Consider the following 13,107-nt stretch of genomic DNA (forward strand, 5'->3'; position numbering starts at 1 on the left):
TCACGCCGGGGTCGCTCATCGCTGCGCTTTTCGCGAAGAAGTCCGTCAGGACTGATGAGCGAGCTCCAGAGGCCTAATTCCCTAAGACGCCCCGCGCGGCATCGGTGTTTGCCCCTTGTTATAGGGCTTCCAGTCGTTCACCTCGGGGTAATACATCTTGCGCCATTTGCGCACGCGCGGGTTCATCACTCGCCGCCAGATGGGTGGCACCATCGCCGCCATGGTCATCACCGGGTAACCATAGGGAAGCTGCGGTGCCTCGGCCTCGGTATAGTTCTGCAAAAGCGGGAACCGCCGCTCGGGCTTGTAATGGTGGTCCGAGTGCCGTTGCAGGTTGATCAAAAGCCAGTTCGAGGCCTTATGCGCCGCGTTCCAGCTATGGCGCGGTTTGACATGCTCATACTTGCCATCGCCCAGATGTTTGCGGGTCAGGCCATAGTGTTCGACGTAATTGGTCAGCTCCAATTGCCAGATCGACACGAAGGCCTGCCAGATGAACAGCAACAGGCCAACCCAACCGCCCAAAAGCACCGCCAGAATGATCATATAAAGATCAAGCGCCCAGTATTTCCAAAACGGGTTGGTGTGGTGCCACCACGGCAGCCCTTTGCGCGCCAGCATGGCCTTTTCGGCGCGAAAGGCCGAGGCATAAGTTTCCCCCAGAACTCGCGCGAAATAGCGGGGAAACCCCTCGTTATAGCGCGCGGTCACCGCATCGCGCGGCGTGCCGACATAGCGGTGATGCACCTGCAAATGCTCGGTATGGAAATGTGAATAGAGCACCATGGAGAGCAACCCATCGGCCAACCATCGCTCCCCCTTGTCCTTTTGGTGCATCAACTCGTGCGAATAGACGATGCCCACGGTGCCGGTGATTACGCCCACCCCGAAGAACAGCACGATCTTTTCGAGACCCGACAGATGCTCTGCCCCCGGCACATACCAGACCATCCAGAACAGCAGGCAAAACTGGATCGGGGCCCAAAGCAGGGTAATCGCCCTGTACCATTTCAGTTGATCTTCGCCGGTTTCCAGATCGGCGTTTTCGAGGTTAAGGCCCAGAAAGGCATCAAGGATCGAAAACAGGTACCAGGTCATCACCGGCAAAAGCACCACTGTCCAGCCACCCTGAAGCGCACCAAGAATGGCTACAGGGACCAGCAGAAGCGACATCCAGAAGGGAACAGCATTGCGGAACTTGGCGACCTGGGCGGGGGGGATCATGGGGCTTTCTCCGAGGGACAATACTGAAAACTTGGCTTAACCTGCGTCACCTTTTGCCAGCCCGCCTTGCGCAAGGTCAAATACCTTGCGCATGACGGTGGGTAAATCCGAGGGGCGAAAGGCGGATTTGGGCAGGAAATCCCCACGCTGTGGTCTGGCCTCTTCCGGGACGCGAGCCACCTGAATGCTCAGGCGCAGGTGAAAATGCGTGAAGGTATGGCGCGCCTCCTCGCCCAAGTCCTGCCAATCGGCCTCAAGCGGCGGGGCGGGGGCGGGGGCCTCGTTCCAATCACTTCCGGGCCAGCCCAGCATGCCGCCCAACAGCCCTTTGTCGGGCCGGGTTTCCAAAAGGAAGGCCCCATCGGCGCGCTGTGCCACATAAGCGATGCCAAGCCGGGTGGGTTTGGGCTTCTTCGGGGTCTTATAGGGCAACTCCCCCTGCACCCCGGCGGCGCGGGCGGCGCAGGCCCCCATCCAAGGGCAAATCCCGCAGGCGGGGTTTTTCGGAGTGCAGACCGTTGCCCCCAGATCCATCACCGCTTGGGCATAATCCCCCGCACGGGCTTTTGGCGTCAGGTTGGCGGCAGCCTCGGTCAGCTCGGGCTTGGCGGCGGGCAGGGGTGTGCGGATGTCATGCACCCGCGCCATCACGCGCTCCACATTGCCATCAACGACAACCTCCGGCGCGTCATAGGCAATGGCCGAGATCGCGGCGGCGGTATATGGTCCGATACCCGGCAGGGCCAAAAGCCCCTCGCGCGTCGTGGGGAAGGTGCCGCCATGCTCATCGGCCACCACCCGCGCACATTTCAGCAAATTGCGCGCCCGGGCGTAGTATCCAAGCCCCGCCCATTCGCCCATGACCTGCGAATCGGGGGCGTCGGCCAAATCGCCCACCGTGGGCCAAAGCGTGGTGAAGCGTTCAAAATAGCTTTTGACGGCGGCCACGGTGGTTTGCTGCAACATCACCTCTGACAACCACACGCGGTAAGGGTCCGGTACAACCCCCGCCGCCCGATCCCCGGGCGCAACCCGCCAAGGCAAATCACGTGCGTGCGTGTCGTACCACGCCAACAAATCGGCGGCTTTCGGCATATCCAAGGCGGCGTCACGCATGTGTTATCCCCGATGGCCTGTTATGGGCTGGCATGGCCCGTCACATGCCCTAAGATAGGGCCGAAGTACAGGAGTCCACCATGCCCGCCCGCGATTCCACCACCCGTGGTTTCAAACGCACCGCGAAGCTGTTGCAGGACCGCATCCGCCGGGCCTCGGAAACCCGTGGCTTCGCGCAATCGCGGCTCCTGACCCATTGGCCCGAGATCGTGGGCGAGGACCTGGCCGCTATCGCCCGGCCCGTGGACGTGAAATACGGCCGTCAGGGGTTTGGCGCGACGCTGACCATTTTGACCACGGGCGCACAGGCCCCGATGCTGGAAATGCAAAAGGAAAAGCTGCGTGAGAAGGTAAATGGGGTCTACGGCTATAACGCTATCGCGCGTATCCGCATCACCCAAACCGCCGCCACCGGCTTTGCCGAGGGGCAGGTCAGCTTTGACCACCGCCCCAAACAACAATCCCCCAAGGCTCTCGACCCGGGCGTGAGCCGTACCGCCAGCGAACTGGCCGCCCCCGTGGGCGACAGCGGCCTGCGCGATGCGCTTGAAGCCTTGGGGCGGAACGTACTATCCAAGACGAAAAGCTGACACAAAGGGAAGCACATGCAACGCAAACTCGTTATCGGGGCCGCGGCCCTCGCCATCGTCGCAGGCGCGGCCTACTGGCTGGCCAGCACCCCGGCCACTTCGCCGGGCGTGTCTCTGGGGGCGGCGACCGCTCAGGAAAACAGCAGCGAGGTCGACACCTCGGGCATCGTCGAAATGACTCTCGGAGCCGAAGATGCACCGGTCACCGTGATCGAATACGCGTCCTTCACTTGCCCGCATTGCGCAACCTTCCATACCGGTCCTTTCAAGAAGCTGAAGGCCGAGTATGTCGAAAGCGGCGATGTGCAGATCATCTATCGCGACGTTTACTTCGACCGTTTTGGCCTTTGGGCGTCGATGGTTGCCCGCTGTGGCGGAGAAGAGCGGTTCTTCGGGATCACCGATATGCTCTATCAGCAGCAAAAGGACTGGATCGGCAATGGCGATCCGGTTGAGATTGGAAACAACCTGCGCAAGATCGGCAAAACCGCCGGTCTGAGCGAGGATCAGGTCGAACAATGCCTGCAGGACAAGGACAAGGCGACCGCTCTTCTGGCATGGTTCCAGAAAAATGCAGAGGCCGATGACATCAACTCGACCCCGACTTTGATGATCAACGGGACGCAGCATTCCAACATGTCCTACGCTGACCTCAAGGACATCGTCGAGGCGGAGCTTGCCAAGGAATGACAACCCCGCTTGCCGGTCTGAAAGTCATTGAATTGGCGCGTATTCTGGCCGGCCCTTGGGCCGGTCAGACACTATCCGATCTGGGCGCCGAGGTGATCAAGGTCGAAAGCCCGGCAGGCGACGACACCCGCAACTGGGGCCCGCCCTTTATCGACCGGGAAGGCGACCGCACAGCGGCCTATTTCCATTCCTGCAATCGCGGCAAATCCAGCGTCACGGTGGATTTCCGCACGCCCGAAGGCCAAGAACAGGTGCGCGCCATGGTGCGCGAGGCCGATGTGGTGATCGAAAACTTCAAGGTTGGCGGCCTTGCGAAATACGGGCTGGACTACGACAGTCTGAAGGCCGTGAACCCCGGCCTGATCTATTGCTCGATCACCGGGTTTGGGCAGGATGGCCCCTATGCCCACCGCGCCGGATACGATTACATCATCCAAGGCATGTCGGGCCTGATGTCGATCACCGGCGACCCGCAAGGCCAGCCCACCAAGGTGGGCGTGGCGGTGACCGATGTCTTCACCGGCGTCTATGCCTCCACCGCTATTCTGGCCGCCCTGCACCAACGCCACGCCACAGGCGAGGGGCAGCACATTGACATGGCGCTGCTGGACGTGGCGGTGTCCGTCACCGCCAATCAGGCGATGAATTACCTGTCTACCGGCACGGCCCCGGGGCGGTTGGGCAACTACCATCCAAATCTTTCGCCCTATCAGGTGTTCGATTGCGCCGATGGGCACATCATCATTGCCGTGGGCAACGATGGACAGTTCGCGCGGCTTTGTGAGCTGCTGGGCTGTGCCGATCTGTCGGGGCAAGAGGCCTATGCCACCAATCCTGCCCGTATCGCCAACCGCGAGGCCCTGGATGCGCTTTTGACCGAGCGGACCCGGACCTTCACCAAGGCTGACCTTCTGGCCGTCTGTGAAGCGAAGGGTGTGCCCGCCGGGCCGATCAACGATCTGGCCGAGGTCTTTGATGACCCGCAAGTGCAGGCACGTGACATGCGCGTCGATCTGGATGGGGTGCCCGGTGTCCGCTCGCCCTTCCGCTTCTCCGGTGCCGACCTGAACCTTTCCCGCCCATCGCCCAAACTGGGCCAAGATAACGAGGGCTAGGTCATGGACACCCGCGCGCGCCTTCATGATGAAATCGCCGCGCGGCGCGAGGATCTGATCGCGCTGACCCAAGACCTGATCCGCATTCCCACGCTCAACCCGCCGGGGGCCAATTACCGCGAGATTTGCGACTACCTTGACCGCCGCTTGCTGCGCGCTGGGTTTCATACCGAGTTGATCCGCGCCGAAGGGGCCATCGGCGACAGCGACAAACACCCTCGCTGGAACATCGTGGCGCGGCGCGAGGGGGAAGCCCCCGGCCAATGCGTGCATTTCAACAGCCATATCGACGTGGTCGAAGTGGGCCACGGCTGGACCACCGACCCCTTCGGTGGCGAGGTGAAGGATGGCCGGATTTACGGGCGCGGGGCCTGTGATATGAAAGGCGGATTGGCCGCCTCGATCATCGCCGCCGAGGCCTTTATAGCCACCTGTCCCGACTATGCGGGCACGATCGAAATCAGCGGCACGGCGGACGAGGAATCGGGCGGCTTTGGCGGCGTCGCCTACTTGGCCGAGAAGGGCTACTTCGCGCGAGTCCAGCACGTGATTATCCCCGAACCTTTGAACAAGGATCGCATATGCCTTGGCCATCGCGGCGTCTGGTGGGCCGAGGTGGAAACCAAGGGCGAGATTGCCCATGGCTCCATGCCGTTTCTGGGGGACTGCGCGGTGCGGCACATGGGGGCCGTGGTGGCGGAAATGGAAGACAGCCTGTTTCCGGCCCTGGCCCAGAAACGCACCGAAATGCCCGTGGTGCCCGAAGGCGCACGGCAATCCACGCTCAACATCAACTCCATCCACGGTGGCGAGCCTGAACAGGAGGTCGATTACACCGGCATGCCCTCGGCCTGCGTGCCTGACCGCTGCCGGATGGTGATCGACCGGCGGTTTTTGATCGAGGAAAACATCGACGAGGTGCAGGCTGAAATCCACGCCGTGCTGGAACGTGTGCGCGAGGGGCGGCCCGGATTTGACTATGAAATCAAAGAGTTGTTTCGCGTGTTGCCCACCATGACCGAACGCGACGCGCCAGTGGTGAGTGCGGTGGCGCGCGCGGTGGAAAGCGTCATGGGGCGCGAAGCCGATTACGTCGTCAGCCCCGGCACCTATGACCAGAAACACATCGACCGGATCGGACGGCTGAAGAACTGCATCGCCTATGGGCCGGGGGTTCTGGACCTTGCGCACAAGCCTGACGAATGGGTTGGCATCGAGGATATGATGCAATCCGCCGAGGTCATGGCCTTGGCGCTGCATGAACTTCTGGGCGGGTGAGCCTTTGGGGGCGTTGCCCCCGCCGCCCTGCGGGCGCCTCCCCCAGAGTATTTTGGGAAAGATGAAGGTGTCAGAATCGCAGCCTTCATCTTTCTCTAAATACTCCTGCCGGAGGCATACAATTTTCCACGAGGTCTATCGCCAGTGTCATCTTTAATAGATCAATCACTCGGGAAACGCTGCTGCCAAAGCAATTTCCACCATATCCCCAAAGCTGCTTTCGCGCGTTTGGCTGTCAAGCGCCTCGCCGGTTTGCAGGTGGTCGCTGACCGTGAGAACGGCCAGGGCCCGCGCGCCGTGACGGGCGGCGAGGGTGTAAAGTTCGGCGGCTTCCATCTCGACGGCCAGCGTGCCGTGGCGGGTCATCTGCTCGGTCAGGTCGGGGCGTTCGTCATAAAAGGTGTCCGAGGAATAAATGCCGCCCACATGCGGCGCGATTCCGCGCGCCTTGGCCGCTGTGACAGCAGCGTTGAGCAGGCCCCAATCGGCGCAGGGGGCGAAATTCACCTCGCGCAGGATGGTGCTTGAAGGGGTCGAGATGCTGCTGGCGGTCATGGCGATCACCACATCACGCAGGGCCACATGCGCCTGCATCGCGCCGCAACTGCCAATGCGGATGAGGGTTTTGACGCCATAATCGCGGATCAATTCATTGGCGTAAATCGAAAGGCTGGGCATCCCCATGCCGCTGCCTTGAACCGTCACGCGGTTGCCCCGCCATGTGCCGGTATAACCCAGCATCCCCCTGACATCATTCACTAACTCCGGGCGGTCCAGAAATGTCTGCGCGGCCCATTGGGCGCGCTTGGGATCACCCGGCATCAGCACGGTTTCGGCGATCTGGTCCTGCTTCGCCCCGATATGTACCGTCATGGCCGGGCGTATTTGATGAAAGGTGTCAGAATGCCCACGCGGTCATAGAGTTTGCGGGCCTCGGCGTTGAAGTCCTGGGTCAGCCAATAGACTGCCGGGCAGCCATCGGTATCGGCTTGGGCATAGACCGCCTCGATCAATTTGCGCCCCACGCCGGTGCCGCGTACCGATGGATCGGCGTAGAGGTCTTGCAGGTAGCAGACCTTTTCAAGGCGCCAGTTGTGTGGGTGATAGATGTAGTGAACAAGGCCTATGGGGCGTCCATCCTGCGCCGCCAGGAAGCCGCATTGATCGGGATGATCGTCCGAGCACAGGCGTTCGAAGGTTGTGTCATATACGGCATCGGAGACACTGGTTTCGTAAAACTCCAGATAGGCCGTCCAAAGGGCGGCCCATTCGGCGCGGTCGTCCGGGGCGATGGGGCGAATTGTGATCTCGGTCATGGGGCATCCCGCCTGTGAAGTTTTGCAAAGCGTAAAGCGCCGTGAGGCAGTTTGCCAGAGGGTCTGCGCGAATCGAGGGTAACTGTCTGAAATCACGAAAAAACCGCTTTCGGTATCGCGTCGGTAAAACGTCGGTATTGCGTCGGTGCATTTGCCCCGGCCCGATCATGTTAACAGGGCGTGCGTTGGGCGCATCTGGGCATTTTTCCGCCGTGCCGGTTGCATCCCGCATGCCGACGGGCCACGTGAGGAGAGACGTCGGGGTATAAAGCTCCGGCATGCCAAGCCAGACGGAGATCATTTTGACTTTCAGAACCCCAATCGCCGCCACCCTTGCGGCCCTGTCGCTCAGCTTTGCCACGCCGGTCCTTGCGCAGGAGACCGAAGCCTCGGAGAGCGCGGCACAAGACACCGCCCAAGAGGCCCTGCCTCAGATTGCCCCGGAAGACGTGACGGATAATCAAGTTGAAGATTTCGTGGCGGCCTTCCTTGCCGTGTCGCAAGTCAGGGCCGACTATATGCCTAAGATCGCCGAGGTAGAGGACGAGGAAGCACGCCAAGCCTTGGTCAATGAGGCCAACAACGCGGTGGTCGCGGCCGTCAACGATGTCACGGACATGGATGCAAAAACCTATGTCGCTATCGGCAAGGCTGCGGAAACCGACAAGGCGCTTAGCGACAGAATCACCAAGAGAATCGAGGCCGCGCAAAGCGAGTGATTTTGCCAGCCGTTTAACGAAAAAGGCCCGGAGCTTACTCCGGGCCTTTTCACCTCTGATAGCTGCCGTTTACTCGGCGGCCACGGCCTTGGGGTCGGCGAGCGTGACAATATCCATCATGATCGTGTTCAGCTCAAAGTCCTTCGGGGTATAGACCCGGGCGACCCCCATATCGCGCAGGCGCTTGGCGTCTTCGTCGGGGATAATGCCGCCGACGATCACCGGCACATCACCCAGACCCGCCTCGCGCATCCGCTTCATCAGGTCCTCCACCAGCGGGATGTGCGACCCCGAGAGGATCGACAGGCCCACAACATGCGCCTCGTCTTCAATCGCGCCCTTGACGATTTCCTCCGGCGTGAGGCGGATACCGTCATAGGAAATATCCATCCCGCAATCGCGCGCACGGAAGGCGATTTGCTCGGCCCCGTTGGAGTGGCCATCCAAGCCCGGCTTGCCCACGAGGAACTTCAACCGGCGGCCCAGCTTGTCGGAGACCGCATCCACCGCATCGCGGATGTCGTCCAGACCTTCTGTCTTGTTCGACGGGCTGCCCGACACGCCGGTCGGGCCACGGTATTCGCCATGCACGCTGCGCATTTGCGCGGCCCATTCGCCGGTGGTGACCCCGGCCTTGGCCGCCTTGATCGAGGCGGGCATGACATTGCGGCCCTCGGCGGCGGCGGCGCGCAGTTCGGCCAGCGCCTCTTTCACTGCCGCGTCGTCACGCTCAGAACGCCATGCGTTCAGGCGGTCGATCTGTTCGGCTTCCACCGCCGCATCGACGACCATGATGCCGCCATCTTCGCCCATCAGGGGCGAAGGCTCCCCTTCGGTCCATTTGTTCACACCGACCACGACCGTTTCATTGCGTTCGATCTTGTTCAGGCGCTCGGCGTTGGAATCCACCAGCCGCGATTTCATGTATTCGATCGCGTCAACGGCCCCGCCCATGCTGTCTATATTGGCCAGCTCATGGCGCGCGCCGTCCTTGAGGTGTTCAACCTTGGCATCGACCGCCGGGTTTTCATCGAACAGATCGTCAAATTCCAGAAGATCGGTCTCATAGGCCAGAATCTGTTGCATCCGCATCGACCATTGCTGATCCCAGGGGCGGGGCAGGCCAAGCGCCTCGTTCCACGCCGGAAGCTGCACCGCGCGGGCGCGGGCCTTTTTCGACAGGGTCACCGCCAGCATTTCGATCAGGATACGGTAGACGTTGTTTTCCGGCTGCTGCTCGGTCAGGCCAAGCGAGTTCACCTGCACCCCATAGCGGAAGCGGCGATACTTGGGGTCTTCGACGCCATAGCGCTCGGCGCAAATCTCATCCCAGAGGTCCACGAAGGCGCGCATCTTGCACATCTCGGTGACAAAGCGGATGCCTGCGTTCACGAAAAACGAAATCCGGCCCACAAGGCGCGGGAAATCTTCGGCCGGCACGCGCGGTTTCAACTCGTCCAACACCGCGGTGGCGGTGGCCAGCGCGAAGGCCAGTTCCTGCTCCGGCGTCGCACCTGCCTCTTGCAGGTGATAGGAACAAACGTTCATCGGGTTCCACTTGGGAATATTGGTATAACAATATTCGGCCACATCCCCGATGAGCCGCAGCGAGGGTTTCGGCGGGCAAATATAGGTGCCGCGGCTGAGGTATTCCTTGATCAGATCGTTCTGCACCGTGCCTTGCAGTTTCGACACATCCGCGCCCTGTTCCTCGGCCACGGCGATATAAAGCGACAAGAGCCAAGGGGCGGTCGCGTTGATCGTCATGGAGGTGTTCATCTGTTCAAGCGGAATCTCGTCAAACAGCGTCCGCATATCGCCCAGATGGCAGACCGGCACGCCCACCTTGCCCACTTCGCCTTTGCTCAGCACATGGTCACTGTCATAGCCCGTCTGCGTGGGCAGATCGAAAGCCACCGACAGGCCGGTTTGCCCGCGCGCAAGGTTCGAACGATACAGCGCGTTCGAGGCTTTGGCGGTGGAGTGGCCCGCGTAGGTCCGGATCAGCCAAGGGCGATCTTTCTGGGTCTCATTCTGTGTCTGCGACATGTGCGGGCCTCGTGATTCAAGTTACGCAATTTTGTTACGTTCCAGGATATGTATCTGGAAGATTGTGGCGCTGTCAATTCGCTGCATCGCGGCATGGGGCCATTTACCGCGCCGTCAAACCCTGTATTGCTGTCGTCATGGGCAGAATTGTGGAAATGCCGCTTTGGGCACTGATTCTTCTGGTGGCGTTCGCGGCAGTCACCTTCGCATCACATTTTCTGTTTCCCTCCGTGCGCTGGTTCTTTCGGCGGCGGATGGAGCGGGTGGTGGCCAAGCTGAACACCAGGTTGGAGCGCCCGATTGAGCCGTTCAAGCTGGCCCGTCGTTATGACATGATCCAGCGCCTGATCTATGACCCCGAGGTGAGCAAGGCCGTGGCCGATCACGCCAAGGCCGAGGGCATCCCCGAGAACGTGGCCTTTGAAAAGGCCAAGCGCTATGCCCGCGAAATCGTGCCGGGGTTTTCCGCCTCGGCCTATTTCGGCTTTGCCATCAGGGCGGCGAAGTTTCTGTCGCGTAGCCTGTACCGCGTGCGGCTGGGGCATTTCGACGAGGCGAGCTTGTCGAAGGTCGATCCCGACGCCACGGTGATCTTCGTGATGAACCACCGCTCGAACATGGATTACGTGCTGGTGACATGGCTGGCCGCCGAACGTTCGGCTCTGTCCTACGCCGTGGGCGAATGGGCGCGGGTTTGGCCGCTGTCGCGGCTCATTCGCTCCATGGGTGCCTATTTCATCCGCCGAAAATCCCGCAATGACCTCTATCGCAGGATTTTGGCGCGTTATGTGGGCATGGCCACCGATGGGGGCGTGACGCAGGCGGTTTTCCCCGAAGGCGGGTTAAGCCTTGATGGCGGGTTGGCACCGCCCAAGCTGGGGCTCTTGAAATATATTGTCGAAGAACGCGCCAACCCCGACCGGGATGTTGTCTTTGTGCCGGTCGCGCTGAATTATGACCGGGTGTTCGAGGATCGTATCCTCGTCGCCGCAGGCAAGGCCGGTGAGCGGCGGTTTCGGGCGCGTATCTCGGTGGTAGCGCGTTTCATCCTCAAGCAATTCTGGCTTCGGGTCACCGGGCGCTATCATCGGCACGGTTACGCGGCTGCCAGCTTCGGCGCGCCGGTTTCGCTCAAGGCGTTCGAGGCGCAGCACCCCGCCAGCCCGGTGAAGGATTTGGCCCGCCTTCTTATGAAACGCATTGGCGAGGAGGTGCCGGTACTGCCCGTTCCCCTGGTGGCGCGCGCTTTGCTTGAGGCCGAGGGGCCGCTGACGCAGTCAGACTTGGAGGCACGCGTGGGCCACATGGTGAAGGACTTGCCGGAGGCGCATGTCCACCTGCCGCGCGGCGATTTGCACTACGCGGTGGAGGTGGGCCTGCGCAATCTGCGTAAGCGGCAATTGGTCACGGAGGAGAGCGGCCAGATCACCGTGAACGCCGAAGAACGCGATCTTCTGGCCTATTATGCGCAGTCCATCGCCCATCTATTTCGCAATCGCAGCGCGTGACGCCGGAAATTTCTGCATTCGCGCGGTTATAAAATTACAAAAACACGCCCAATGGCATTGCATTGTTGCGTGATGGATTATATTTCGGGGTTGCCGTCGCGATTCTGCATCGCGGCAACTGGATGATTTTAGGAGGCTGACCATGGCTCTGGATACCGACACGGGCATCGCGCCCTACGACGCGCCCGAAAAAGATCTCTACGAGATCGGTGAAATGCCGCCCCTTGGCCATGTCCCCAAGCAGATGTACGGCTGGATTCTCCGTCAGGAGCGCCACGGTGAGCCCAACAAGGCGCTCAAGGTCGAAGTCGTGGACACCCCTGAAGTGGGTAGCCACGACGTGCTGGTTCTGGTGATGGCCGCGGGCGTCAATTACAACGGCGTATGGGCCTGCCTCGGCACCCCGGCCTCGGTGTTCAACCAGCACAAGGCCGAATATGCGATCATCGGCTCGGATGCCGCCGGGATCGTCTGGGCCGTGGGCGACAAGGTCACCCGCTGGAAGGTCGGCGACGAAGTGGTGGTGCATTGCAACCAGGATGACGGCGACGACGAGGAATGCAACGGCGGCGACCCGATGCTGTCGCCCTCGCAACGCATTTGGGGCTATGAAACCGCAGATGGCTCTTTTGCCCAGTTCACCCGAGTACAGGCACAGCAACTCATGCCGCGCCCCAAGCACCTGACATGGGAGGAATCGGGCTGCTACACGCTGACGCTCGCCACCGCCTACCGGATGCTTTTCGGGCACGAACCGCATGACCTCAAGCCGGGCCAGAACGTGCTTGTCTGGGGCGCGTCGGGGGGGCTGGGCTCCTTTGCCATACAGTTGATCAATACCGCCGGGGCGAACGCGATCGGCGTCATCTCGGAGGAGGATAAGCGGCAGTTCGTGATGGAACTGGGCGCCAAGGGCGTGATCAATCGCAAGGATTTTGATTGCTGGGGCCGCCTGCCCGAGGTCGGCAGCGAGGAATACAAGACATGGTTCGGTGAGGTCCGCAAGTTCGGCAAGGCGATCTGGGACATCACCGGCAAGGGCAACAATGTGGACATGGTGTTCGAACACCCCGGCGAGGCAACCTTTCCGGTCTCGACATTCGTGGTCAAGCGGGGCGGTATGGTGGTGATCTGCGCAGGCACGACCGGCTATAATTGCACCTTCGATGTGCGCCACATGTGGAGCCACCAGAAACGGCTGCAAGGCTCGCACTTCGCTCACCTCAAGCAAGCAGCGGCTGCCAACAAGCTGATGCTGGACCGGCGGCTTGACCCCTGCATGTCCGAGGTCTTTGGTTGGGCCGACCTGCCCGAAGCGCATATGAAAATGCTGCGCAACGAGCACAAACCGGGCAACATGGCCGTGCTGGTACAATCGCCCAAGTCCGGCCTGCGCACCGTCGAAGACGTGATCGAGGCGGGCAAAGCCTGAGGCTTAGCGCTCAATAACAGCACCGCCCGCCCGGTTTTGCCGTGGTGGGCGGTTTGCGTTTTCGGGGGCG

The 13,107-nt window shown here is 61.2% G+C and carries 12 protein-coding genes; 7 read left to right on the forward strand and 5 right to left on the reverse strand.

Features of this window, described 5'->3' with window-relative positions:
* Positions 1-81: 81 nt before the first annotated feature.
* Positions 82-1,224 (reverse strand): alkane 1-monooxygenase, encoded by a 1,143-nt coding sequence (locus QZ498_RS02135; RefSeq protein WP_294619762.1) that lies wholly within the window; start codon positions 1,222-1,224, stop codon positions 82-84.
* A 36-nt stretch (positions 1,225-1,260) separates the two neighbouring features.
* Positions 1,261-2,340: an A/G-specific adenine glycosylase gene (gene mutY / locus QZ498_RS02140; protein WP_294619763.1), complete on the reverse strand. Its 1,080-nt coding sequence runs from the start codon at positions 2,338-2,340 to the stop codon at positions 1,261-1,263.
* 80 nt (positions 2,341-2,420) lie between these two features.
* On the opposite strand from mutY, the gene QZ498_RS02145 reads away from it, so the two are divergent.
* Genes QZ498_RS02145 through QZ498_RS02160 form a run of 4 tightly spaced genes read left to right on the forward strand, consistent with a single transcriptional unit; the run spans position 2,421 to position 6,013 of the window.
* Entirely contained in the window at positions 2,421-2,930 is a 510-nt protein-coding gene (locus QZ498_RS02145) for a DUF721 domain-containing protein (RefSeq protein WP_294619764.1), read from the forward strand.
* A 15-nt stretch (positions 2,931-2,945) separates the two neighbouring features.
* Positions 2,946-3,620, forward strand: a complete 675-nt coding sequence (locus QZ498_RS02150) for a DsbA family protein (RefSeq protein ID WP_294619765.1) — start codon at positions 2,946-2,948, stop codon at positions 3,618-3,620.
* Positions 3,617-4,735, forward strand: a complete 1,119-nt coding sequence (locus QZ498_RS02155) for a CaiB/BaiF CoA-transferase family protein (protein ID WP_294619767.1) — start codon at positions 3,617-3,619, stop codon at positions 4,733-4,735. Before QZ498_RS02150 ends, QZ498_RS02155 begins: the two co-directional genes overlap by 4 nt.
* A gap of 3 nt (positions 4,736-4,738) precedes the next feature.
* On the forward strand, positions 4,739-6,013 hold the full coding sequence (locus QZ498_RS02160; RefSeq protein WP_294619770.1) for an acetylornithine deacetylase/succinyl-diaminopimelate desuccinylase family protein: 1,275 nt from the start codon (positions 4,739-4,741) through the stop codon (positions 6,011-6,013).
* A 165-nt stretch (positions 6,014-6,178) separates the two neighbouring features.
* Here the strand turns inward: QZ498_RS02160 and deoD are convergent, their stop codons facing one another.
* On the reverse strand, positions 6,179-6,886 hold the full coding sequence (deoD, locus tag QZ498_RS02165; protein ID WP_294619771.1) for a purine-nucleoside phosphorylase: 708 nt from the start codon (positions 6,884-6,886) through the stop codon (positions 6,179-6,181).
* Entirely contained in the window at positions 6,883-7,329 is a 447-nt protein-coding gene (locus QZ498_RS02170; RefSeq protein WP_294619773.1) for a GNAT family N-acetyltransferase, read from the reverse strand. The genes deoD and QZ498_RS02170 overlap by 4 nt, the downstream gene beginning before the upstream one ends.
* Before the next feature lie 302 nt (positions 7,330-7,631).
* Here QZ498_RS02170 and QZ498_RS02175 point away from each other — a divergent pair, with 302 nt between their 5' ends.
* Positions 7,632-8,048: a DUF4168 domain-containing protein gene (locus tag QZ498_RS02175; protein ID WP_294619775.1), complete on the forward strand. Its 417-nt coding sequence runs from the start codon at positions 7,632-7,634 to the stop codon at positions 8,046-8,048.
* A 69-nt stretch (positions 8,049-8,117) separates the two neighbouring features.
* Here QZ498_RS02175 and QZ498_RS02180 read toward each other — a convergent pair whose 3' ends face one another.
* The gene (locus QZ498_RS02180; protein WP_294619777.1) at positions 8,118-10,097 is read right to left on the reverse strand and encodes a protein meaA; all 1,980 of its coding nucleotides are present in this window, start codon (positions 10,095-10,097) and stop codon (positions 8,118-8,120) included.
* A 137-nt stretch (positions 10,098-10,234) separates the two neighbouring features.
* Here QZ498_RS02180 and QZ498_RS02185 point away from each other — a divergent pair, with 137 nt between their 5' ends.
* Complete coding sequence (locus tag QZ498_RS02185) at positions 10,235-11,605, forward strand: 1-acyl-sn-glycerol-3-phosphate acyltransferase (protein WP_294619779.1); 1,371 nt, start codon at positions 10,235-10,237, stop codon at positions 11,603-11,605.
* Between the two features lie 142 nt (positions 11,606-11,747).
* Positions 11,748-13,037, forward strand: coding sequence for a crotonyl-CoA carboxylase/reductase (ccrA, locus tag QZ498_RS02190; RefSeq protein ID WP_294619781.1), 1,290 nt, complete (start codon positions 11,748-11,750; stop codon positions 13,035-13,037).
* Positions 13,038-13,107: the final 70 nt, after the last annotated feature.

It is taken from the genome of uncultured Roseovarius sp., assembly GCF_913057115.1.
Classification (GTDB): domain Bacteria; phylum Pseudomonadota; class Alphaproteobacteria; order Rhodobacterales; family Rhodobacteraceae; genus Roseovarius.

Bases quoted from the DNA above. Each gene is read 5' to 3' on its own strand.
- QZ498_RS02135 (WP_294619762.1), bottom strand. From the start codon at position 1,224: ATGATCCCCCCCGCCCAGGTCGCCAAGTTCCGCAATGCTGTTCCCTTC.
- mutY (WP_294619763.1), bottom strand. From the start codon at position 2,340: ATGCGTGACGCCGCCTTGGATATGCCGAAAGCCGCCGATTTGTTGGCG.
- QZ498_RS02145 (WP_294619764.1), top strand. From the start codon at position 2,421: ATGCCCGCCCGCGATTCCACCACCCGTGGTTTCAAACGCACCGCGAAG.
- QZ498_RS02150 (WP_294619765.1), top strand. From the start codon at position 2,946: ATGCAACGCAAACTCGTTATCGGGGCCGCGGCCCTCGCCATCGTCGCA.
- QZ498_RS02155 (WP_294619767.1), top strand. From the start codon at position 3,617: ATGACAACCCCGCTTGCCGGTCTGAAAGTCATTGAATTGGCGCGTATT.
- QZ498_RS02160 (WP_294619770.1), top strand. From the start codon at position 4,739: ATGGACACCCGCGCGCGCCTTCATGATGAAATCGCCGCGCGGCGCGAG.
- deoD (WP_294619771.1), bottom strand. From the start codon at position 6,886: ATGACGGTACATATCGGGGCGAAGCAGGACCAGATCGCCGAAACCGTG.
- QZ498_RS02170 (WP_294619773.1), bottom strand. From the start codon at position 7,329: ATGACCGAGATCACAATTCGCCCCATCGCCCCGGACGACCGCGCCGAA.
- QZ498_RS02180 (WP_294619777.1), bottom strand. From the start codon at position 10,097: ATGTCGCAGACACAGAATGAGACCCAGAAAGATCGCCCTTGGCTGATC.
- QZ498_RS02185 (WP_294619779.1), top strand. From the start codon at position 10,235: ATGGGCAGAATTGTGGAAATGCCGCTTTGGGCACTGATTCTTCTGGTG.
- ccrA (WP_294619781.1), top strand. From the start codon at position 11,748: ATGGCTCTGGATACCGACACGGGCATCGCGCCCTACGACGCGCCCGAA.